This is a genomic window from Paracoccus sanguinis (genome assembly GCF_012689545.1).
Taxonomy (GTDB): Bacteria; Pseudomonadota; Alphaproteobacteria; order Rhodobacterales; family Rhodobacteraceae; genus Paracoccus; species Paracoccus panacisoli.
Map to the genome: position 1 here is coordinate 21433 of NZ_CP051542.1, position 22551 is coordinate 43983.

The 22551-nt window shown below is 69.1% G+C and carries 17 protein-coding genes and 1 other RNA gene; 13 read left to right on the forward strand and 5 right to left on the reverse strand.

Annotation, left to right across the window (positions count from 1 at the left end; genetic code table 11):
* Positions 1 to 367: 367 nt before the first annotated feature.
* Together HGN31_RS00140 and thrS are read right to left on the reverse strand one after the other, a co-directional pair.
* A complete protein-coding gene (locus HGN31_RS00140) occupies positions 368 to 574 on the reverse strand; it encodes a cold-shock protein (protein WP_036704221.1) in 207 nt (68 codons plus the stop codon).
* Positions 575 to 1011: 437 nt separating this feature from the next.
* Positions 1012 to 2961 carry a threonine--tRNA ligase gene (thrS, locus tag HGN31_RS00145; protein ID WP_168781949.1) on the reverse strand — a complete coding sequence of 650 codons (1950 nt, stop codon included), beginning with the start codon at positions 2959 to 2961 and terminating at the stop codon, positions 1012 to 1014.
* A 185-nt stretch (positions 2962 to 3146) separates the two neighbouring features.
* Here thrS and ffs point away from each other — a divergent pair.
* An RNA gene (ffs, locus tag HGN31_RS00150) (signal recognition particle sRNA small type) lies at positions 3147 to 3243 on the forward strand.
* Positions 3244 to 3399: 156 nt separating this feature from the next.
* Complete coding sequence (locus HGN31_RS00155) at positions 3400 to 3858, forward strand: SRPBCC family protein (RefSeq protein WP_168781950.1); 459 nt, start codon at positions 3400 to 3402, stop codon at positions 3856 to 3858.
* A gap of 34 nt (positions 3859 to 3892) precedes the next feature.
* On the opposite strand, the gene HGN31_RS00160 is transcribed toward HGN31_RS00155, so the two are convergent.
* On the reverse strand, positions 3893 to 4843 hold the full coding sequence (locus HGN31_RS00160) for a prephenate dehydratase (RefSeq protein ID WP_168781951.1): 951 nt from the start codon (positions 4841 to 4843) through the stop codon (positions 3893 to 3895).
* Between the two features lie 251 nt (positions 4844 to 5094).
* On the opposite strand from HGN31_RS00160, the gene HGN31_RS00165 reads away from it, so the two are divergent.
* The 6 genes from HGN31_RS00165 (at position 5095) to HGN31_RS00190 (ending at position 12996) form a co-directional block, all read left to right on the forward strand.
* Entirely contained in the window at positions 5095 to 5631 is a 537-nt protein-coding gene (locus HGN31_RS00165) for a c-type cytochrome (protein WP_168781952.1), read from the forward strand.
* Between the two features lie 265 nt (positions 5632 to 5896).
* The gene (locus tag HGN31_RS00170; RefSeq protein ID WP_244961064.1) at positions 5897 to 7777 is read left to right on the forward strand and encodes an extracellular solute-binding protein; all 1881 of its coding nucleotides are present in this window, start codon (positions 5897 to 5899) and stop codon (positions 7775 to 7777) included.
* A gap of 46 nt (positions 7778 to 7823) precedes the next feature.
* Positions 7824 to 8903, forward strand: a complete 1080-nt coding sequence (locus HGN31_RS00175; protein WP_036712163.1) for a microcin C ABC transporter permease YejB — start codon at positions 7824 to 7826, stop codon at positions 8901 to 8903.
* Complete coding sequence (locus tag HGN31_RS00180; protein WP_036704216.1) at positions 8900 to 10000, forward strand: ABC transporter permease; 1101 nt, start codon at positions 8900 to 8902, stop codon at positions 9998 to 10000. The genes HGN31_RS00175 and HGN31_RS00180 overlap by 4 nt, the downstream gene beginning before the upstream one ends.
* Positions 9997 to 11754, forward strand: coding sequence for an ABC transporter ATP-binding protein (locus HGN31_RS00185; protein ID WP_168781954.1), 1758 nt, complete (start codon positions 9997 to 9999; stop codon positions 11752 to 11754). The genes HGN31_RS00180 and HGN31_RS00185 overlap by 4 nt, the downstream gene beginning before the upstream one ends.
* 21 nt (positions 11755 to 11775) lie before the next feature.
* Positions 11776 to 12996 carry a glycosyltransferase gene (locus HGN31_RS00190; RefSeq protein WP_168781955.1) on the forward strand — a complete coding sequence of 407 codons (1221 nt, stop codon included), beginning with the start codon at positions 11776 to 11778 and terminating at the stop codon, positions 12994 to 12996.
* Between the two features lie 7 nt (positions 12997 to 13003).
* Here the strand turns inward: HGN31_RS00190 and HGN31_RS00195 are convergent, their stop codons facing one another.
* Positions 13004 to 14863 (reverse strand): ABC transporter ATP-binding protein, encoded by a 1860-nt coding sequence (locus tag HGN31_RS00195; protein ID WP_168781956.1) that lies wholly within the window; start codon positions 14861 to 14863, stop codon positions 13004 to 13006.
* A gap of 280 nt (positions 14864 to 15143) precedes the next feature.
* Between HGN31_RS00195 and HGN31_RS00200 the strand changes: the two genes are divergently transcribed.
* Together HGN31_RS00200 and HGN31_RS00205 are read left to right on the forward strand one after the other, a co-directional pair.
* Positions 15144 to 15815 (forward strand): TRAP transporter small permease subunit, encoded by a 672-nt coding sequence (locus tag HGN31_RS00200; RefSeq protein ID WP_081962682.1) that lies wholly within the window; start codon positions 15144 to 15146, stop codon positions 15813 to 15815.
* Positions 15812 to 17812 carry a TRAP transporter large permease gene (locus tag HGN31_RS00205; protein WP_168781957.1) on the forward strand — a complete coding sequence of 667 codons (2001 nt, stop codon included), beginning with the start codon at positions 15812 to 15814 and terminating at the stop codon, positions 17810 to 17812. Before HGN31_RS00200 ends, HGN31_RS00205 begins: the two co-directional genes overlap by 4 nt.
* A 181-nt stretch (positions 17813 to 17993) precedes the next feature.
* On the opposite strand, the gene HGN31_RS00210 is transcribed toward HGN31_RS00205, so the two are convergent.
* Positions 17994 to 19217, reverse strand: a complete 1224-nt coding sequence (locus HGN31_RS00210) for a TRAP transporter substrate-binding protein (RefSeq protein WP_081962681.1) — start codon at positions 19215 to 19217, stop codon at positions 17994 to 17996.
* Positions 19218 to 19529: 312 nt separating this feature from the next.
* Between HGN31_RS00210 and HGN31_RS00215 the strand changes: the two genes are divergently transcribed.
* The 3 genes from HGN31_RS00215 to HGN31_RS00225 all read left to right on the forward strand — a co-directional run bounded on the left by HGN31_RS00215 (position 19530) and on the right by HGN31_RS00225 (position 22407).
* Entirely contained in the window at positions 19530 to 20399 is an 870-nt protein-coding gene (locus tag HGN31_RS00215) for an ABC transporter permease (RefSeq protein WP_036700761.1), read from the forward strand.
* Complete coding sequence (locus tag HGN31_RS00220) at positions 20396 to 21229, forward strand: ABC transporter permease (RefSeq protein ID WP_036710089.1); 834 nt, start codon at positions 20396 to 20398, stop codon at positions 21227 to 21229. The genes HGN31_RS00215 and HGN31_RS00220 overlap by 4 nt, the downstream gene beginning before the upstream one ends.
* Before the next feature lie 86 nt (positions 21230 to 21315).
* The gene (locus HGN31_RS00225) at positions 21316 to 22407 is read left to right on the forward strand and encodes an ABC transporter ATP-binding protein (RefSeq protein WP_168783750.1); all 1092 of its coding nucleotides are present in this window, start codon (positions 21316 to 21318) and stop codon (positions 22405 to 22407) included.
* Positions 22408 to 22551 lie beyond the last annotated feature (144 nt).

Below are 22551 nucleotides of genomic sequence, written 5' to 3' on the forward strand. Positions count from 1 at the left end.
GCTCATACTTGACCTTCGTTAGCGCGCTTGAGGCTGCAGACGCCGCTAAGAGCGTTGAGAGGCCCCATGCTCAGCGGCTGACCGACCTCATCGGGCCTAGGCTGCAACTATCACGGTGCTCTGAGGCACCGCTCGTGTCGCAAACGCCGTCCGAGCCTGCTCGGCGTGACTGTCGGGTGCTCAACGGTGATGCATCGGTGATCTACAAATTCGCCGACCCCGCCCAGCGAAGACGGGTCGGCCTGAAGTCGTGGCCGTAGAGACGGCCTGCCGGCTTTCCCAGGGCCTCCCGCCAAAACAAAAACGGCCCGCCCGAATGGGCAGGCCGACGTCGCTCGGCGGCCAGAGGGCCGCGGGGTACCGAAGATCAGAGCAGGCGCAGGTCCGAGGCCGAGGCGCGGCCGTCGCGGCCCGACTGCAGCTCATACTCGATCTTCTGGTTGTCGTTCAGCCCGGTCAGGCCGGCGCGCTCGACAGCCGAGATGTGGACGAACACGTCCTTGCCGCCATCATCGGGGGCGATGAAGCCATAACCCTTGGTGGCATTGAACCATTTGACGGTACCGGTCGCCATGACCTTCTCTCCTTCAAGTCCCCGCGAGGCGAGATTGCCTGGCGGGCCGTGCAGCCCTTTCGACGTCCGGCTGCCCCGTGAAGGGAGGCGGTAGAAAGTAACGCTCACGCAGACGTCAGGATGCCTGATTCGCGAGGCGCCGCCAAGTGCGAAAAATCAACCCTGCTTGACGCTACGTCAAAGATGACGCAGGACCGGCGGGTTTTTGCCGGTGAGCCGGCGAGGCCTCGGTGGTGGGCTCAGTAGAGCGATCTGACCGATCCTGTTCTCACCGGTGCCAGTGCGCCCGCCGCCTGCTGTCAGCGGGCGATCGATCGGCGCGTCAACACGGCCTTAGAGATCCGCTGCGATCACCACTGGCGGGCAGGAGGCGTCTCGCAATGAGCGCCCACCCACCTTCACGAGACCGTCGCAGCAGCCCCGGACCCACCTCACGCTCACCGCAGGTCAGGCGGCGTCGCCTCCCCGGCGAGCGTGCGCACCGCGTCCTCGAGCGTCAGGCTCTCGCTGCCCTGCTTGTCGAGGCGGCGGGCCGAGACGCTGCGGCTCTCGACCTCCTTCATGCCCACGGCGAGGATCACCGGCACCTTCGCAAGGCTGTGCTCGCGGACCTTGTAGTTGATCTTCTCGTTGCGCAGGTCGGCCTCGGCGCGCACGCCCGCGGCGGTCAGGGCCGCCACGACCTCGCGCACATAATCATCCGCGTCCGAGACGATCGAGGCTACCACCACCTGCCGCGGCGCGAGCCACAGCGGCAGCTTGCCAGCGAAGTTCTCGATCAGCATCCCGATGAAGCGCTCGAAGCTGCCGAGCACCGCGCGGTGCAGCATGATCGGGCGGTGCTTGGCGCCGTCCTCGCCGATGTAATAGGCGTCGAGCCGCTCGGGCAGGTTCGGATCGACCTGCAGCGTGCCGCACTGCCAGTCCCGGCCGATGGCGTCGGTCAGCACGAACTCGAGCTTCGGGCCGTAGAACGCGCCCTCGCCGGGGAACACCTCGTACGCGTGTCCGGCCGCCGTCACCGCGTTGGCCAGCGCCGCCTCGGCGTGGTCCCAGCTTTCCTCGGTGCCGATCCGCTTGTCGGGGCGGGTGGACAGCTTGATGCGCCAGTCGGTGAAGCCGAGGTCCGCGTAGATCCCCGACAGGAAGCTGATGAACTTGCGCGACTCGCTCTCGATCTGCGCCTCGGTGCAGAAGATATGCGCGTCGTCCTGGGTGAAGCCGCGGACCCGCATGATCCCGTGCAGCGCGCCCGAGGGCTCGTAGCGGTTGCACGAGCCGAACTCGGCCATCCTGAGCGGCAGGTCGCGGTAGGATTTCAGCCCGTGGTTATAGACCTGCACGTGGCAGGGGCAGTTCATCGGCTTGAGCGCGTTGACGGTCTTTTCCCGGGCGTGATCCTCGTCCACTTCGACGATGAACATGTTCTCCTGGTAGTTCTCCCAGTGGCCCGAGGCCTCCCACAGCTTGCGGTTCACGACCTGGGGCGTGTTGACCTCGACATAGCCGCCGCGGCGCTGCTGGCGGCGCATGTAGTCCTGCAGCGTGGTGTAGATCGTCCAGCCGTTCGGGTGCCAGAAGATCTGGCCCGGTGCTTCCTCCTGCAGGTGGAACAGGTCCATCTCGCGGCCGAGCTTGCGGTGGTCGCGCTTGGCGGCCTCCTCGAGCATCGTCATGTGGGCCTTGAGCTCGTCGCGGTTGCGGAAGGCGACGCCGTAGATGCGCTGCAGCATCGGGCGCGAGGAATCGCCCAGCCAGTAGGCGCCGGCGACGTGCGTCAGGCGGAACGCGTCGGCGGGCAGCTGGCCCGTCGATTGCAGGTGCGGGCCGCGGCAGAGGTCCTGCCAGTCGCCGTGCCAGTACATCCGCAGGTCCTCGCCCTCGGGGATGCGGTCGATCAGCTCGATCTTGAACGGCTCGCCGGCGGCCTCGTAATGGGCCACGGCGCGGGCGCGGTCCCAGACCTCGGTGCGGACCGGGTCGCGGGCGGCGATGATCTGCTTCATCCGCGTCTCGATCTGGCCGAGATCCTCGGGCGTGAAGGGCTCGGCGCGGTCGAAGTCGTAGAACCAGCCGGCGTCGCGCACCGGGCCGATCGTCACCTTCACGTCTGGCCAGATCTCCTGCACGGCGCGGGCCATGACATGGGCGAAGTCGTGCCGGATCAGCTCGAGCGCCGCGGCCTGGTCCTTCATCGTGTTGATCGACAGATGCCCGCCCCGCGTGATCGGCCAGGCGAGGTCGATGTGCGCGCCGTCGAGCGTGGCGCTGATCGCGGCCTTGGCGAGCGAGGGTGCGATCGACTGCGCGACCTCGGCGGCGGTGGTGCCGGCGGGGTAGTCGCGGACGGAGCCATCGGGGAAGATGAGGGAAATCGGGTCAGCCATCGCGGCTCTCCTCGTCGGTTCGGCGCCCACGGAACGCCCGGTTGCGGGTTATGTGGGCGGTGCTGTGGACCGGGCGCGGGACGGTGTCAATGGAGAGGGCGGGGGGCGTGAGGCGGATGGAGCGCGAACGCCCGGACGTCGGATCGGACCTTGCAACCCCCGGCGCCCCGTCATAAGTCGGAGGCGAGAGGTTGGCGCGGGCAGGCGCCTCGCCAACCCGGTCAGGTCCGGAAGGAAGCAGCCGTAACGAGCCCCGCTTGGGTCGTTGTCCAGCCTCTCACCACTCCCCCAATCGCATGCCTAACGCTTTGCCGCCGCGCGGTTTTCGCCCGCCCCGGCAGCGTCAGCGCCCGGCTGGACGCTGCGCTCGGGCGGTCAGCTTGCACGCCTACCCCCTCGGGGATAGGAGTTGGCCGGAAAGCGTGTGAGTGGTTGTGCATGAAGTTCTCGAGCCGTCAGGATACCGATCTGCCCGCCGACCAGCTGTTCGACGCGGTCAGTGACTTTCCCCGGATCGAGCGGATGCTGGCCCGTCGCGGGGTCGAGATCACCCGGCTCGACCCGGCCGTCGAGCCGGGCGCCGGCATGGCCTGGGACGTGGCCTTCGACCTGCGCGGCAAGCGGCGCGAGATGCGCCTCAGCGTGGCCCAGTTCGACCGTCCCGAAAAGGTGGTGATCCTCGGGGACGCCGAGTCGCTCGCGCTGACTGTAGAGATGACCGTCATTGCCCTCACCCCCGCGAAATCGCGGGTGATCTTCGAGCTCGAGGCGCGGCCGCAGACGATTCGGGCGCGGCTGATGCTGCAGACGGCCAAGCTCGGCAAGGCGCAGCTCGACCGCAAGTTCGCGGAACGGATCGGCGCTTTCCTGTCCGACCTCTCGGCCCGCCGGGGCTGAGCCGCCGCCGGGTGGCCGCGCCCGGAGGCGCGCGCTAGCCCTGCTGCTGGCGGGCGCGCAGCGGATCGGCGGGATAGACGCCGAGGATCGTCAGCATCGAGGTAAAATAGCGCAGCTCATCCAGCGCCCGCGCCACCGCCGGGTCGTCGGGGTGGCCCTCGATGTCGGCGTAGAACTGGGTCGCGGTGAACACCCCGTCCACCATGTAGCTTTCCAGCTTGGTCATGTTGACGCCGTTGGTCGCGAACCCGCCCATCGCCTTGTAGAGCGCGGCGGGGATGTTCCTGACACGGAAGACGAAGCTCGTCAGCATGTCCGGGCGCCCGGCCGCGTTCAGGCGGCGCGACAGGTCGGGGGTGCGCGACATGATCAGGAACCGCGTGGTGTTGTTCTGCCGGTCCTCGATCTCGTCGGCCAGCCGGTCGAGCCCGTAGATCTCGCCGGCGAGCGGGCTGGCCAGCGCCGCGCGGCGCGGATCGCCGCCCTGCGCGACCATCATCGCGCTGCCTGCGGTGTCGGGGCCGGTCAGGGTGCGGATGTTGTGGCGCCGCAGGAAGCCGCGGCACTGGCCCAGCAGGACGGTGTGGCTCATCGCCTCGGTCACGTCCTCGAGCCGGGCGCCGGGCACGCCCAGCAGGCTGATGTGCACCCGCACGAAGGTCTCGCCGATGATGTTCAGGCCGGATTCGGGCAGCAGGTGGTGGATGTCGGCGACCCGGCCATAGGTCGAGTTCTCGACCGGCAGCATCGCCAGGTCGGCCGCGCCCGAACGGCAGGCCTCGACGGTATCCTCGAAGGTGGGGCAGGGCAGGGCCTCGCTCTCGGGCGACCACTGGCGGCAGGCCTGGTGCGAATAGGCGCCGGGTTCGCCCTGAAAGGCGATGCGCGGCGCGGTCGGCCACGCCGGTGCGGCCTCGGCCGGGGCTTCCGAGCGGTTGGCCGAGGGGGTGGCGAGGGCGCTGGCAGAGGGGGCGGGATCGGACATCTGTGACCTTGGGCGGACGGCGCGGACCGGGCGGGCCTGCGCGCAGGTTCAGGGCCCGCGGCCGGGCCGGCGTCGAGGCCCGCAGGTGGCCCCCGTCGCGGGGTGCGGGGCGCCGCGGCGGGCGGGGCGATGCGGCGGCGAAACGCCGCCCCCCGATTGCGGGCGCCGGGCCGAACTATACCTTGAACCGGCAAAGTGAAAGCGGATAGATAGCGCCCAGACAGAGCTGAGGCCGCAGGGGAATACGCGCGATGTTCAACACGATGACGGTGACGAAGGCGGCCGGTGCGCTGATCGGGTCACTGCTGTTCCTGATGCTGGCCTCGTGGTTCGCCTCATCGCTCTATCACGTCGGCCCCGCGGGCCACGCCGCCGAGGGCGAGGAAGCGCCGCAGGCCTACCGCATCGCCGTCGAGGATGCCGCCCCGGCCGAGAATGGCGCCGCCGCCGAGGAAGGCCCCGACTTCGCCACGCTGCTGGCCGCCGCCGACCCCGCCAAGGGCGAGCGCGCCTTCGGCAAGTGCAAGTCGTGCCACAAGATCGACGGGACCGATGGCGTCGGCCCGCACCTGAACGGCGTCGTGGAGCGCGACAAGGCGTCGGTCGCCGGCTTCAACTACTCGCAGGCGGCGATGGACATGCCCGGCGTCTGGACGCCCGAGAACCTCAACGGGTTCGTGACCAGCCCCCGCGAGTACATGCCGGGCACCAAGATGACCTTCGCCGGCATCAAGAGCGCCGCCGAGCGCGCCGACCTGATCGCCTATCTGGCGACCACCACGCAGTAATCGGCGCTTCGCCGGACCAACGACCCGACGGCGCGACGGCCCTGCCGCTCGCGCCGTTCGTCTGTCCGGGGCGGGGCTCCTGCCGCGGCATCCGGTCCCGTGTCACATTCCCGACATGGCGCTTGCCGCCAGCCCGACCGCTGCCTTAGCGTCGGCTGGCCGGTGGCGCCCGACGGGTCACCGTGGCGCTGAAGACCGAGGCCGCGCGGGCCGCGAGATGACGGATGGAATGGCGCGCCCGGGTGGCGCGCAAACGGGGGACGGCATGGTGCGACATCTTGTTCTGGCCGCGGGCCTGGCCCTGACCGGCACCGCGGTTCTGGCCCAGAACCCCGCTGCCCCGCCGCCGGCGCCGGATGCCGCCGCGGGCACCATCGTCGCGCATGGCGTCTCGACCTTCGGCGACCTCGCCTTGACGGCCGATTTCCCGCATCTGCGCTATGTGAACCCCGACGCGCCCAAGGGCGGCGAGATGAGCCAGTGGGCGCCGGGCGGCTTCGACAGCTACAACCCCTACACGATCAAGGGCCGGGCGGCGGCGCTCTCCACCGTGATGCTGGAAAGCCTGCTGACCGCGCCCGCCGACGAGATCGGCGCCGCCTACTGCCTGCTCTGCGAGACGGTCGAATACCCGCCGAGCCGCGACTGGGCGATCTTCACCCTGCGCGAGGGCATCCGGTTCTCGGACGGCACGCCGATGACCTCGGCCGACGTGCTGTTCTCGTACGAACAACTGCGCGACAAGGGCCTGTCGTCGTTCCGCGCGGTGATCGCGCAGATGGTCGCCAAGGCCGAGGTGCTGGACGACCGGCGGGTGCGCTTCACCTTCACCCCCGACTACCCCCGCCGCGACGTGATTCAGGCGGCGGGCGGGCTGCCCATCTTCTCCAAAGCGGATTTCGAGGCGAATCATCGGGATCTGGGGGAAAGCTCGAACCTGCCCTATGTCGGCTCGGGCCCCTATCTCTTCGATCGCGCCGACATTGGCCGGTCGGTGAGCTGGAAGCGCAACCCGGATTATTGGGGCGCCAACCTGCCGATCAACATCGGCCGCAACAACTTCGACCGCATCCGCATCGAATATTTCGGCGACTACGAAAGCGCCTTCGAGGCCTTCAAGGCCGGCGAATACCGCTTCCGCAACGAGGCCTCCTCGATCATCTGGGCGACCCGCTATGACTTTCCCGCCTTCATCCAGGGCTGGGTGAAGAAGGAGGAGCTGGCCGACGGCAACGTGGCGAACGGGCAGGCCTGGGCCATCAACCTGCGCCGGCCACAGTTCCAGGACGTGCGGGTGCGCGAGGCGCTGGGGCTGCTCTTCAACTTCGAATGGGCCAACCAGACGCTGTTCTACGGGCTCTACGAGCGGGTGAAGGGCTTCTGGGACAACTCGCCGCTGTCCGCGTCGGGCCTGCCCACGCCGGGCGAACTCGCCCTGCTCGAGCCGCTGCGCGCCGATCTGCCCGAGGCCGTATTCACCGCCGACGCCTTCGTCCCCCCCGTCAGCGGCGAGCGCCAGCTCGACCGCGGCAACCTGCGCCGGGCCGCGCAGCTTCTGGACGCGGCGGGGTGGGTGATCCCCGAGGGCGCCCGCGACGGGCTGCGGCGCAAGGATGGCCAGACGCTTCGGGTGCAGATCCTGAACGAAAGCCAGACCTTCGACCGGGTGATCAACCCCTATGTCCAGAACCTGCGCGCCGCCGGCATCGACGCCGTGCACGAGCGGGTGGACGACGCCCAGCTCGAGGATCGCAAGCGCAACCACGACTTCGACCTCATCAACGTGCATCTGGGCCAGGACATGATCCCCGGCGCCGGGCTGCAGCAGTATTTCGGCTCGAAGGCCACCGGCGACGTGTTCAACGCCATGGGGCTGGCCAACCCGGCGGTCGACGCGCTCATCACCCAGGTCGAGGCCGCCACCACGCAAGAGGAGCTGACGACCCGCGTCCACGCCCTCGACCGGGTGCTCAGGGCGCTGCATTTCTGGGTGCCGCAGTGGTTCAAGGGCAAGCACACCGTGGCCTACTGGGACATGTATGCCCACCCCGAGACGCTGCCGCCCTACTCGCTCGGCGAACTTGATTTCTGGTGGTACGACGCCGATAAGGCGGCAAAGCTGAAAGAGGCCGGGGCGATCCGCTGACGCCACCGGCCCCAAGAGCGCGATCGCGCCGGGGCAGGGACGAGGAATGGGCGCATATCTTCTGCGGCGGCTGCTGCTCATCGTCCCGACGCTCATCGGGATCATGCTGGTCAACTTCACCCTCACGCAGTTCGTCCCCGGCGGCCCGATCGAGCAGATCGTGGCCCGCGTGCAGGGCGAGGGCGACGTGTTCCGCAACATCGCCGGCGGCGGCGATGCGGGGCAGGGCGGCGCCACGACCGAGCGCTATGCCGGCGCCCAGGGCCTGCCGCCCGAGTTCATCGCCGAGCTGGAAAAGGAGTTCGGCTTCGACAAGCCCGCCCCGGTGCGGTTCCTGACCATGCTCGGCAACTACCTGCGCTTCGACTTCGGCCAGTCGTGGTTCCGCTCGATCTCGGTCGTCGATCTGGTGCTGGAAAAGATGCCGGTCTCGATCACGCTCGGGCTGTGGTCGACGCTGCTCGCGTATCTGATCTCGATCCCGCTCGGCATCCGCAAGGCGGTGCGCGACGGCACGCCCTTCGACACCTGGACCTCGAGCGCCATCATCGTCGGCTACGCCATCCCCGGCTTCCTCTTCGCGGTACTGCTGATGGTGCTGTTCGCCGGCGGGAGCTACTGGAAGATCTTCCCGCTGCGCGGCCTCACCTCGGACAACTTCGCCGACCTCAGCCTGATCGGGAAGATCAAGGACTACCTCTGGCACATCACCCTGCCGGTGACGGCCGCGACGATCTCGAGCTTTGCGACGCTCACCCTGCTGACCAAGAACAGCTTTCTGGACGAGATCAACAAGCAGTACGTGATGACCGCCCGCGCCAAGGGGCTGACCGAGGGGCGCGTGCTCTACGGCCATGTCTTCCGCAACGCGATGCTGATCGTGATCGCGGGCTTTCCGGCGCTGTTCCTCGGCGTGTTCTTCGGCTCGTCGATCCTGATCGAGACGATCTTCTCGCTCGACGGCCTCGGCCGGCTGGGGTTCGAGGCGGCCGTGCAGCGTGACTATCCGGTGATCTTCGGCACCCTCTACGTCTTCGGCCTCATGGGCCTTCTGGTCGGCATCCTGTCGGACCTGATGTATGTACTGGTCGACCCGCGCATCGATTTCGAGAAGCGCGCCGGATGACACTCTCGCCGCTCAACCAGCGCCGCTGGCGCAACTTCCGCCGCAATGGCCGGGCGTTCTGGTCGCTCGTCATCTTCACGCTGCTGTTCGTGGCCTCGCTCTTTGCCGAGCTGATCGCCAACGACAAGCCGATCCTCGTCCAGTACCGCGGCGAGTATTTCGTCCCCGCCTACCGCTTCTACCCCGAGACCGCGTTCGGCGGCGACTTCGGCACCGAGGCGAACTACAAGGACCCGGTCGTGGCCTGCCTCATCGCCTCTGGCGGGGTCGAGGATTGCCTCGACGACCCCGAGGCGACGCAGGCGGCCATCGCCGCCGGCACGCTGACCGAGGGGGTCGAGAGGGGCTGGGCGATCTGGCCGCCGATCCCCTATCACTTCCGCACCATCAACGACGTCGGCACCGCCCCCTCGGCGCCCGACCGGGCGCACTGGCTCGGGACCGACGACACCGCCCGCGACGTCGCCGCGCGGGTGATCTACGGGTTCCGGGTCTCGATCCTCTTCACCCTCATCGTCACCGCCGTCTCGTCGGTCATCGGCATCGCGGCGGGCGCCGTGCAGGGGTATTTCGGTGGCCGCACCGACCTGATCTTCCAGCGCCTGCTGGAGATCTGGGGCTCAACCCCCTCGCTCTACGTCATCATCATCCTGTTCGCGATCCTCGGGCGCAGCTTCTGGCTGCTGGTGTTCGTCTCGATCCTGTTCGGATGGCCGGCGCTGGTGGGCGTGGTGCGGGCCGAGTTCCTGCGGGCGCGCAACTTCGAATATGTCCGCGCCGCCCGCGCGCTCGGGGTCGGCGACCGCACCATCATGTTCCGCCACATCCTGCCCAACGCCATGGTGGCCACGCTGACGATGCTGCCCTTCGTCGTGACCGGCACCATCGCCTCGCTCGCGGCGCTCGACTACCTCGGCTACGGGCTGCCCGCCTCGGCGCCCTCGCTGGGCGAACTGGCACTTCAGGCCAAGCAGAACCTGCAGGCGCCATGGCTCGGCTTCACCGCCTTCTTCACCTTCGCGATCATGCTGTCGCTCCTGGTGTTCATCTTCGAGGGCATCCGCGACGCCTTCGACCCGCGCAAGACCTTCAAATGAGCGATCCGCTGCACCCCCCGGCGGCGGCCGTCCCGCCCGTGCAACCCAGCCCCGGCGCCGCCGCGGCCGTCCCGGCCCCGCCTTCGGCCCCCGCCCCCCTCGGGCTGGACCCAAATATCCCGGGGTCCGGGGCAGCGCCCCGGTCCGACGCACCCCATCCCGCGCCGGTCCTCGAGGTCCGCGACCTCACCGTGGCCTTCCGCACCGAGGGCCGCCGCAGCCTCGCCGTCCGCGGCGTCAGCTTTACCGTCGGCCGCGGCGAGACGGTGGCGCTGGTGGGCGAATCCGGCTCGGGCAAGTCCGTCACCGCGCTCAGCACCGTCCAGCTTCTGGGCGACGCGGCCGAGCTGTCGGGCAGCGTCCGCTATGAGGGCGCCGAGATGATCGGCGCGGCCGAGCCGCGTCTGCGCGCCATCCGAGGCAACGACATCAGCTTCGTCTTCCAGGAGCCGATGACCTCGCTCAACCCGCTCCACACGATCGAGCGGCAACTCGCGGAAAGCCTTGCGCTGCACCAGAGCCTCACGGGTGCGGCGGCGCGGGCGCGGATCGTCGAGCTCTTGGAAAAGGTCGGTATCCGCGACGCGGCCTCGCGGCTCGCGGACTATCCCCACCAGCTGTCCGGCGGGCAGCGGCAGCGGGTGATGATCGCCATGGCGCTGGCCAACGGCCCCGAGCTGCTGATCGCGGACGAGCCGACTACCGCGCTCGACGTGACCATCCAGGCGCAGATCCTCGACCTGCTGGCCGACCTCAAGCGCGACGAGGGGCTGTCGATGCTCTTCATCAGCCACGACCTCGGGATCGTGCGGCGTATCGCCGACCGGGTCTGCGTGATGAAGGACGGCGAGATCGTCGAGCAGGGCCCGGTCGAGGAGATCTTCGCCAACCCGCAGCACCCCTACACCCGGAAACTCCTCGCCGCCGAACCGGCAGGCGCGGCCGACCCCATCGACGCCGCGGCCCCCGAGGTCGTCGCCACCCGCGACCTCAAGGTGTGGTTCCCGATCAAGCGCGGCTTCCTGCGCCGCACCGTGGGCCACATCAAGGCGGTGAACGGCGCCACCCTCAGCGTCCGCGCGGGCGAGACGCTGGGGATCGTCGGCGAATCCGGCTCGGGCAAGACCACGCTCGCGCTCGCCATCATGCGGCTGATCGAGAGCGAGGGGCCGATCGTCTTTCTCGGCCGTGACATCTCGCGCCTTTCGGGCCGCGCGCTGCGGCGGCTGCGCCGGGACATGCAGATCGTCTTCCAGGACCCCTACGGCAGCCTCTCGCCGCGGATGACCGTTGGCCAGATCATCGCGGAGGGCCTCGGCGTCCACGGGGTCGAGAAGGGCCGCGACCCGCGCCAGATGGTCGCCGAGATCATGGCCGAGGTTGGACTCGACGCCGGCGCGATGGACCGCTACCCGCACGAGTTCTCGGGCGGCCAGCGGCAGCGCATCGCCATCGCGCGGGCGATGATCCTGCGCCCCAAGGTGGTGGTGCTGGACGAGCCGACGAGCGCGCTCGACATGACGGTGCAGGTGCAGATCGTGGACCTGCTGCGGGGGTTGCAGCGCAAATACGGGCTCGCCTTCCTCTTCATCAGCCACGATTTGCGGGTGGTGCGCGCCATGTCGCACCAGATCCTCGTCATGCGCGCGGGCGAGATGGTCGAGCAGGGGCCGGCCGACCGGCTCTTCGCCGTGCCTGCCAGCGACTACACAAGGGCCCTGATGGCAGCGGCCTTTCGCGATCACCGAGACTGAAGCCGAGACCACGGGCGTTTGATGAAGATCCTGTTCGTCCACCAGAATTTCCCTGGCCAGTTTCCCCATCTCGCCCCCGCCCTCGCCGCCCGCGGGCACGAGGTGCTGGCCCTGACCGACGAGAAGAACCAGCGCCCCTCCCCGGTGCGGGTGGTGAAATACGCCACCCCCCCCGAGGTCACGACCAGCCACCCGCTGGGCCGCACCTACGCCCAGATGGCCGAGCGCGGCTGGCTCGCCGCCCGCGGGGCGCGGGCGCTGCGGGACCGGCACGGCTATCGCCCTGACGTGATCGTGGGCCACTCGGGCTGGGGCGAGACGCTGTTTCTGCGCGAGATCTGGCCCGAGGCGCGGCTCTTGGTCTATGCCGAGCTAATGTACCGCACCCACGGGCAGGACGTGGGCTTCGACCCCGAGATCTCGCCCGGCACCGACGAGGCGCGGGTCTCGACCATCGCCCGGGGCGCGCATCTCATCCAGGGGCTGGTGATGGCGGACGCGGGGCTCTCGCCCACCCGCTACCAGGCCGAGAGCTTCCCGCCCGAGCTGCGCCAGAAGCTGACGGTGATCCACGACGGGATCGACACCGACCGGGTCCGCCCCGACCCCGCGGCGCGGCTGACCCTGCCGACGGGGCAGGTGCTCAAGCCCGGCGACGAGGTGCTGAGCTACGTCAGCCGCTCGCTCGAGCCCTACCGCGGCTTTCACCGCTTCATGCGGTCGCTGCCTGAGGTGCTGGCGGCGCGCCCCGCGGCGCAGGTGGTCATCGTCGGCGGCGACGGGGTCAGCTACGGCAGCAAGCCGAAGGACGGCGAAAGCTGGAAGGCGCAGATGCTGGCCGAACTGGACGGCAAGCTGCCGCTCGACCGCATCCATTTCCTCGGCCGGGTGCCCTATCCCACCTACCTGTCGCTGCTGCAGGTCGCGCGGGTGCACTGCTACCTGACCTATCCCTTCGTGCTGTCGTGGTCGCTGACCGAGGCGATGGCGGCGGGACCGCTGATCGTCGCCTCGGACACCGAGCCGGTGCGCGAACTCGTCACCGACGGCGAGCACGGGCGGCTGGTCGATTTCTTCGATCAGCCCGCGCTGGTCGCGGCGCTGGTCCGGGGCCTTGACGGCGACCCCGACGCCGCGCGCCTGACCGCCGCCGCGCGGGCGCGGATCGTCGCGGACTACGACCTGACGCGGGTCAGCCTGCCGAAGCTCGTGGAGTGGGTGGAGCGGGCCGGGCGCCCCTAGGCCCGCCTCACCGGTACCCCTCTGCCTGCAACTCGAACAGTTCCCGATACCGCCCGTCCTGCGCCAACAGCTCTTCGTGGGTGCCCTGCGCCTCGACCCGGCCGCCCTCGAGCACGAGGATGCGGTCGGCCATCCGCACCGAGGAAAACCTGTGCGAGATCAGCACCGCCGTCTTGGCCTCGGACAGTTCCTTGAAGCGCTGGAACACCTCGTATTCCGAGCGCGCGTCGAGCGCTGCGGTCGGCTCATCCAGGATCAGCACCTGCGCGTCGCGCATGTAGGCGCGGGCGATGGCGATCTTCTGCCATTCGCCGCCCGACAGCTCGACGCCGTTGGCAAAGCGCTTGCCGATCATCTGGTCGTATCCCGCGGGCAGCCGCGCGATCACCCGGTCAGCGAGCGCCCGTTCGGCCGCCGCCTTCACCCGCGCGGCATCGTCGCGCGCCGTAATCCGGCCGACCGCGATGTTGTCCCCCGCGGTCAGGTTGAAGCGCACGAAATCCTGAAAGATCACCCCCATCGCGCCCCTGAGCGCGTCGAGGTCGTAGTCCCGCAGGTCGCGCCCGTCCAAAAGGATCCGCCCCTCGTCGGGGTCGTAGAGCCGGGCGAGCAGCTTGACGAGCGTGGTCTTGCCCGCCCCGTTCTCGCCCACCAGCGCCAGCGTCTCGCCGGCGTGCAGGGTGAAGTCGAGCCCGCGGACCGCCCAGCGGGTGCTGCCCGGATAGTGGAAGCCCACGTTCTCGAAGCGGAACCCCTCGCGGATCGGGTTCGGGACGGGCAGGGGGTTCGGGGGCGAGGCGATCTCGGGCGCCACCCGGAAGAACTCGAACAGGTCGTCGAGATAGAGCGCCTGCGCCGCGACCTGGCCGAAGCCGGTGAGCAGGTTCTCCATCAGCGTCCTGAGGCGCTGGAACGAACCGGCAAGGAAGGTCAGGTCGCCGAGGCTCAGGTGCCCGGTCACGGTCTGCGCGACGATCCAGACATAGGCCGCGTAATAGCCGAGCGTGCCGAGCCCCGCGAACAGCGCCCCCCAGGCGGCGCGCGCCTGCGCCACGGCGCGGTTCTGGGCGTAGAACCGCCGCGCCAGCGTGAGGTAGCGGTCGCGCAGGAATCGGTCGAGACCGAAGATCTTGATCTCCTTGGCCGTGTCGGCGCTGGCGGCGATCTGGCGGACATAGTCCATCTCGCGCCGCTCGGGCGTGCGGCCGTAGTCGAGCGAATAGCTGCGGGCGTTGAAATGCGCCTCGCCCAGGAACGCCGGGATCAGCGTGAGCAGCAGCAGCGCCACCAGCCACGGGTTATAGGCCAGCAGGCCGCCGGCGAAGCTCAGCACCGTGATCAGGCTTTCGATCTGCCCGAAGAGCTGGCCCATCAGCGACATGCGGAAGGCCGTCTGCCGCCGCGCGCGGTCGAGCTTGTCCTGGAATACCGCGTCCTCGAAATCCTCGAGGTCGAGCGTCGCCGCATGGTCCATGAGCCGGGTCGAGAGGTCGTTGGTCAGCCGCTCGGAGAGCAGGCTGTCCACCAGCCCGATCAGCCGTGTGAGCACGTCCTGCAGGATCGCGAGCCCCAGCTCGGCCGCGAGCATCCAGCCGAGGCCCGCCGCAAGCCCCGCGTCCCACCACGCCCCGATCGTGTCGGGCGTGTCGGGCAGGGCGGCCAGCCGCACCACCTCGTCCACGATCAGTTTGCCGACGTAGAGCGTGGCGACCGGGATCAGCGCCCGCGTCAGCCGCAGCACGATGGTGGCCAGCGCAAGGCCGGGGCCTGCGCGCCACACGAGCCGCAGGAACGGGGGCACGTTGCGCATCGCCGCCCAGCGGTCGCGGAAGCTGCGGGGGGCCTGGCGGGCCTCGAAGGGGGGCATGGGCGCGGCCTCGTGCGGCTGGATCGGGTGGGGCCGGCGCGGCCGGGCGTCCGCGACGGCGTGGGTCTGGTGCGGCGTGCGGGTGCCGCGGCGGCGGGCCGAAGCGCCGCGCGCGCGGGCCGCGAGGCGGTCACGCCGGCCCGGCCCGGCGCGACGCGGAAACGCTTGACCGGGCGGGTCTGGCTCGGCCATACCGCAGGCCTGCAAAAGCCGCAAATGGCGCAACGTCACGCGTGACGCCGCCGCGCAAAGATCGCGGCGCGCAAGGGGGGAACAGACGATGGGCGGCCTTCTGGCCATGTCTCGCGGCATCGACCGCGTCAACACGGTGATCGGCCGCGGGGTGAGCTGGCTGATCCTCGTGGCCATTCTGGTGAGCGCGGGGAACGCGATCAGCCGCAAGGTCTGGTCGATTTCGTCGAACGCCTGGCTCGAACTGCAGTGGTATCTCTACGGCGCGGCATTCCTGCTCGCCGCGGCCTACACGCTGCTCGAGAACGAACATATCCGCATCGACATCATCTATGGCGGGCGCAGCCGGCGCACGCAGCACTGGATCGACCTGATCGGCCACCTGCTGTTCCTGATGCCGTTCGTCATCCTGATGATCTGGCTGATGGTGCCGTGGCTGCAGCGCTCGATCGCGTCGGGCGAGCGGTCGATGAACGCCGGCGGCCTGATCCTGTGGCCCGCCAAGGCGCTGCTCCTGGCCGGGTTCATCCTGCTGTTCTTCCAGGGGATTTCCGAGATCATCAAGAAGATCGCGGTGATGCGCGGCGATCTGCCCGACACCCAGGTGCATGTGTCGTCCCACACCCCGGCCGTCGAGATCGACGACCGGATGCTGGCCGAGGCGGGGTTTGCCAGCCCTGATCATCCGGTGACCGACCAGATGATCGACCACCCGCGCGATCATAACCGCAACTACACCGACCGGGACGTCCGCAAATGATGGAGATCATCGCCCACAACATGGCGCCCATCATGTTCGCGAGCCTCGTGGCATTCCTGCTGCTGGGCTATCCGGTCGCCTTTGCGCTGGCCGCGAACGGGCTGCTGTTCTTCATCATCGGCGTCGAGCTGGCCCCCTTGTCGGGCGGCGAGATCAACCTGAGCTGGAACCTGCTCTACGCCATGCCCGAGCGGCTCTGGGGCCTCTTGAGCAACGAGACATTGCTGGCCATCCCCTTCTTCACCTTCATGGGGATCGTGCTCGAGAAATCGGGCATGGCCGAGGATCTGCTCGACACCATCGGCCAGCTGTTCGGCCCGGTGCGCGGCGGTCTGGCCTACGCGGTCATCATCGTCGGCGCGCTGCTCGCGGCGACCACCGGCGTGGTGGCGGCGAGCGTGATCGCCATGGGCCTCATCTCGCTGCCGATCATGCTGCGCTACGGCTATGACCGGCGCCTCGCCTCGGGCGTCATCGCGGCGTCGGGGACGCTGGCGCAGATCATCCCGCCCAGCCTCGTGCTGATCGTGCTGGCCGACCAGCTCGGCCGGTCGGTGGGCGACATGTACAAGGGCGCGATGATCCCGGGCCTCGTGCTGACCGGGCTCTACATGGCCTATGTCTTCGTGATGTCCATCATGCGGCCCGAGTCGATGCCGGCGCTGCCGAAAGAGGCGCGGACGCTCGGCTCGGGCGTCACCTCGCTGATCGTGGCGCTGCTGGTCGGCGCAGGGGTCTTCTACGGCTTCTGGCACTGGCTGCACCCGACCCAGGGCGCCAACGCCGACATCCTCGCGGCGGCGGCGGCCATTGCGGTGATCTATGTCGCGGCGCTGCTCGACAAGTCGATGGGCGCCAACGTGATGAGCCGGCTCGCGCAGCAGGTCATCATCGTGCTGATCCCGCCGCTGGCGCTGATCTTCCTCGTGCTGGGCACGATCTTCCTCGGCATCGCCACGCCCACCGAGGGCGGCGCGATGGGGGCGGTCGGGGCGCTGATCCTCGCCGGTCTCAAGGGACGGCTGGGCGGCGGGGTGATCCCGCAGGCGCTCGCCTCGACCACGCGGCTGTCGTCCTTCGTGATGTTCATCCTCGTGGGCGCGCGGGTGTTCTCGCTCACCTTCTACGGCGTGAACGGGCACCTGTGGGTCGAAGAGCTGCTGACCAGCCTGCCGGGCGGTGAATACGGCTTCCTGATCGTCGTCTCGATCCTCGTCTTCCTGCTGGCGTTCTTCCTCGACTTCTTCGAGCTGGCGTTCATCATCGTGCCGCTGCTGGCGCCGGCGGCCGAGAAGCTGGGGATCGACCTGATCTGGTTCGGGGTGCTGCTCGGGGTCAACATGCAGACCTCGTTCATGCACCCGCCCTTCGGCTTCGCGCTGTTCTTCCTGCGATCCGTGGCGCCCAAGATCCCCTACAAGGACAAGGTCACGGGCCGGATGATGGAGCCGGTGAAGACCAGCCAGATCTACTGGGGGGCGGTGCCCTTCGTGGTGATCCAGCTGGTGATGGTGGGGCTTGTGATGGCCTTCCCGCAGATGGTCATGCACTACAAGGGCAAGCCCGTGGACATGTCGCAGGTCCGCATCGAGGTGCCCATGGGTGGCGGCAGCGGCGGGCTGGGCGGCCTCGGAGGCGGCCTGGGCGGCGGGCTCGGCGGACTGGGCAGCCCGTTCGGCGCCCCGGCTGCCCCTGCGGTGCCGGGTGCCCCGGCCGCGACGGGTGCCCCTGCGGCCCCGGCCCCGGGTGGGCTGGGCGGCCTCGGGACGCCAAACTTCGGCACCCCGGCGCCGGCCCCGGCGCCCGCGGCGCCGACCTCGGGCGGACTGGGGGGACTGGGCGCGCCGAACTTCGGCAGCCCGGCCCCTGCACCGACCACCTCCGCGCCGACCACCCCTGCGGCGCCTGCGCCTGCCGCTCCGGCACCCGCTGCGCCGGCACCGGCGGCGGGTGGGCTCTCCGGACCTCCGCCGGGCCTCGCCCCGCCGTCGAACTGACGCGCGCACCCCAACGACGAAAGGGCGGCCCTCGGGCCGCCCTTCTGCATTTCCCAACTGGGATCGAGCGACCGCTCCAAAGCGCTCTCCTACCCGCCGCCCCGCGCAAACGAAAACCGCCGCCCCGGTCGGGGGCGGCGGTCCAGTCGCGTACCGCGCGCGGGGCGCGCGGCGTCGCGGATCAGTTGCTCGCGGGCGCGGCCGGCGCGGCGGGCGCCGCATCGGCCGGGGCAGCCGGCGCCGCATCGGCCGGGGCCGCGGCAGGCGCCGCATCGGCAGCGGCCAGCTTGTTGTTGCGCTGCTGGATCATCATCATCGTGTCGAAGGTGTAATCCGTCGTCTGCTGGTACAGGTACCAGTCGTTCAGATAGGCCTTCTGCGCATCCCACTGGGCCTTGAACGCCGGGTTCTGGCCCGCCAGCTCCTCGTAGAGCGCCCGCGAGGCGTCGAACGCCGCGACCATCACGTCCTCGGGGAACGGCCGCAGCTGGGCGCCCGCGGCGACGAGGTTCTTCAGCGCGGTCGGGTTCTTGTAGTCGTATTTCGACAGCGTGTTCTGGTCGACCGCCTGGCAGGCCGTGCGCAGCAGCGACTTGTAGCTGTCGGGCAGCTCGTTCCACTTGGCGAGGTTGATGAACATCCCCACCGTCGGCCCGCCTTCCCAGAAGCCCGGGTAGTAGTAGTAGGGCGCGACCTTCTGGAAGCCGAGCTTCTCGTCGTCATAGGGGCCGACCCACTCGGCGGCGTCGATGGTGCCCTTTTCGAGCGACGGATAGATGTCGCCGCCGGCGATCTGCTGGGGCACGACGCCCAGCTTCTCCATCACCTTCCCGGCGAGGCCCGAGATCCGCATCTTGAGGCCCTTCATGTCCTCGAGCGACTTGATCTCTTTCCGGTACCAGCCGCCCATCTGCGCGCCGGTGTTGCCGACCGGGAAGCAGATCAGGTTCTGGGTGGCCAGGAACTCGTTGTACTTGTCGATGCCGCCGCCCTGATAGTTATAGGCGGCCTTCGAGCGGGCGTTGAAGGTGAAGGGCAGGTCGGCGCCGGGCGCGAAGGCCGGGTCTTTGCCCCAGTTGTAGTAGCCGACCGAGTTCGACACTTCGACCGTGCCGTCCGAGGTGGCGTCGATGGCCTGCAGGCCCGGGACGATCTCGCCCGCGGCGAAGACCTGCAGGTTGAACTTGCCGTCGGTCGCCTCTTTCAGGCGGGTCGCCACGTCCTCGGCGCTGCCGTAGATCGTGTCGAGCGACTTGGGGAACGACGAGGCGACGCGCCAGTTGATCGTCGGCGCCTCCTGCGCGATGGCGGGGGCGGCCAGCGTGGCCCCCGCGGCGGCGGCGGCGCCGCCGATCCCGGCGCGGGTCAGGAACGCCCGGCGGTCGAATTGGGTCTTCTCAGTCATAGTCTTCCTCCACTGTCGCGGACGCGGTGTCAGACCCGCGCGCCGCCCTTGATGCGCCGGCAGATTGCACCGCCCGCCGTCACCTGTCGAGACATCCATATCGGCAACCGGGCGGTTTTCGCGCGCCCCGCCAGCGGCTACCGACATCGGCCCCGCTACCGCCCCGCGCTGCCTGCGCCGCAGGCAGAGCCGGGGGCACCGCCGCGGCCGCGCCGCAGCCGGCGCGAATCCGCTTTTCCTTCGCCAACCCATATGGTTCTGATGCGAGGCAGACGGACGCCGCCGGGATCTATGGGGGGAGCGCAGAGCGACATGGCATCGGCCAGCGGATCGGAATCGGCCCAGGGGCTGCGGATCATCACCCCGCCATTGCTGTACGCGCTGGCGATGCTGGCGGTGCCGCTGCTGACCATCCTCGCCTATTCCTTCTTCAAGGACGGCTACCAGACCATCATCCGCGAGTTCACGCTCGAGAACTATCGCGCCGTCTGGGCCGACCCGATCTTCCGCACGCTGATGCTGCGCTCGCTCTTCGTGGCCGGGCTGGTAACGGTGGTGACGGTGCTCTTGGCGTTTCCGGTCGCCTATTTCCTGTCCTTCGTGGTCCGGCCCGAGCGCAAGTCGCTGTGGCTGTTCCTGATCACCATCCCGTTCTGGACCAGCTACCTGATCCGGGTGTTCCTGTGGAAGGTGATCCTCGGCTACAATGGGGTCATCAACTCGGGGCTGAAGAGCCTCGGGATCATCGAGCAGCCGCTCTCGTTCCTGCTCTACAACACCGGCTCGATCGTGGTGACGCTGGCCCACGCCTATGCGCCCTTCGCGATCCTGCCGATCTACGTCGCGCTGGAGAAGATCGACCGCTCGCTGCTCGAGGCCGGGCGCGACCTCGGCGAAAGCCGGGCCATGACCTTCTGGCGGGTCACGCTGCCGCTGGCCATGCCGGGGGTGCTGGCGGCGGTGCTGATCGTCTTCATCCCGACCATCGGGGACTATGTGACGCCCACGATCATCGGCGGCGGCAAGATCCCGATGGTGGCGAACCTCATCCAGGCGCAGATGCTCGACATCGACAACAAGCCGCTCGGCTCGGCCATCGCCATCACCGCGATGCTGATCGTGACGCTGCTGGCGCTGGTGTTCCTGTTCCTCAACCGCCGCTTCCTCAAGGTGCGGGCATGAGCGGGGCGCGCGCCAGCGGGCGGGGCCCCGGCGGGGGCCTCAAGGCCTATGCCATCGCCTATCTGCTGTTCCTCTATGCGCCGATCCTGCTGCTGCCGGTCTTCGCCTTCAACAACGGCACGATCATCGCCTTTCCGCTCAAGGGCTTCACGACCGAATGGTTCGCCCAGATGTGGGGCAACGCGACGCTGCGGCGGGCGCTGATGAACTCGCTGACCATCGCGGTCAGTTCGTCGATCCTCGCCACCTGCCTCGGGCTCTTCGCCGCCCGCGCCTCGACCCGGTTCTCGTTCCCGTTCAAGGCCCCGATCATGGGCCTGATCATGCTGCCGCTGGTACTGCCCGAGATTATCATCAGCGTGTCGCTGCTGGTGGTGCTGCTGGGGCTCGGGGTGCAGCTCTCGGTGCTGACGGTGATCCTCGGGCACACGCTGATCTGCATGCCCTACACGGTGGCGATCCTCTCGACCGCCTTCTCGTCGCTCGACCGCTCGCTGGAGGAGGCCGCGCAGGACCTCGGCGAAACGAAGTGGAGCGCGTTCCGGCTGGTGATCCTGCCGCTGGTGATGCCGGGCATCATCTCGGCGCTGCTGATGAGCTTCACCATCAGCCTTGACGAGTTCATCATCGCCTTCTTCCTCGCCGGCAACGAGCCGACGCTGCCCACCTACATCTTCAGCCAGCTCAGGTTCCCCAAGTCGATCCCGATGATCATGGCGCTCGGGACGGTGCTGGTGGGCCTGTCGATCCTGCTGCTGACGATCGCCGAATATTTCCGCCGCCGCGGCGTTGCCCGCACCGGCCAGAAGGACAGCGGAGGCTTCCTGTGACCGCCCCACACGCGCAACCCGCCCCGAGCTACGCCCCGGCCCGCGACGCCGCCGGCCGCCCGACGCCTATCGCCGAGCGCAAGCCGATGATCGAGTGCCGCGAGGTGCACAAGTACTACGGCGACTACCACGCGCTCAGGGGCATCGACCTGACGATCCGCGAGGCCGAGTTCTTCTCGCTGCTCGGGCCGTCGGGCTGCGGCAAGACCACGCTGCTCAGAACCATCGCCGGGTTCGAGGGCATCTCGTCCGGCGTGGTGCTGATCGACGGCAAGGACATGGCGGATGTGCCCGCGAACGTCCGGCCGACGAACATGGTGTTCCAGTCCTACGCCATCTTCCCGCACCTGACGGTCGCCGAGAACGTGGCCTTCGGCCTGCGCCGCGACCCGCGCTCGCGCGCCGACAAGGCGGCGGCGGTGGACGAGGCGCTGGCGATGGTGGGCTTGCGCGGCTACGGCGCGCGGGCCGCGCACGCGCTCTCGGGCGGGCAGCGGCAGCGGGTGGCGCTGGCGCGCGCTCTGATCCTCAAGCCCAAGGTGCTGCTCCTGGACGAGCCGCTCTCGGCGCTCGACCGCAAGATGCGCGAGCAGATGCAGCTCGAGCTGATCAAGCTGCAACGGCAGGTCGGCATCACCTTCGTCCTCGTCACCCACGACCAGGAGGAGGCGCTGGTCATGTCCGACCGGATCGCCGTCATGTTCGAGGGCCAGATCGCCCAGCTCGACTCGGCCGAGGCGCTCTATACCCGCCCGGCAAGCCGCCGGGTCGCGGATTTCATCGGGGTGATGAACTTCCTGCCGGCCCGCATCCTCGGCGAAAGCCGTGACGCGGTGACGGTCGAGGCGCCGGGCTTCGGCCGGGTGGACATTCCGGCCGCCAACGTGAGCCACGCCGATGCCGGCGACGCCAGCCCCTCGATCGGCTTCCGCCCCGAGGCTGTGACGCTGCTCGCCGCCAATGCCCCAGCCAGCGACCGCGTGACCGAGGGGATTATCGACGAGGTCGTCTATTACGGCGACATGAGCTATTACGACGTGATGCTCGCGGGCGAGGGCTTTGACGGCGAGCATGAGGTGCGGATCTCGATGCGCAACGTCTTCGGGCGCGAGTTGCCGGACCTCGGTACCCGCGTCCGCGTCGGCTGGTCGCCCGGCTCGCTGATCCTGTTCCGCTGACACCCCGCGGCTCTGCCCCGCGCGCACGCGCAGCCTCGGCGGCAGACACGCCATCGGTCCGCGAATAGTCTCGGCCCCACGCGACGAGACGTGCCCCCTCAGGCTGGACAAAAATATCCTCGGGGGGTCCGGGGGGCAGACAGC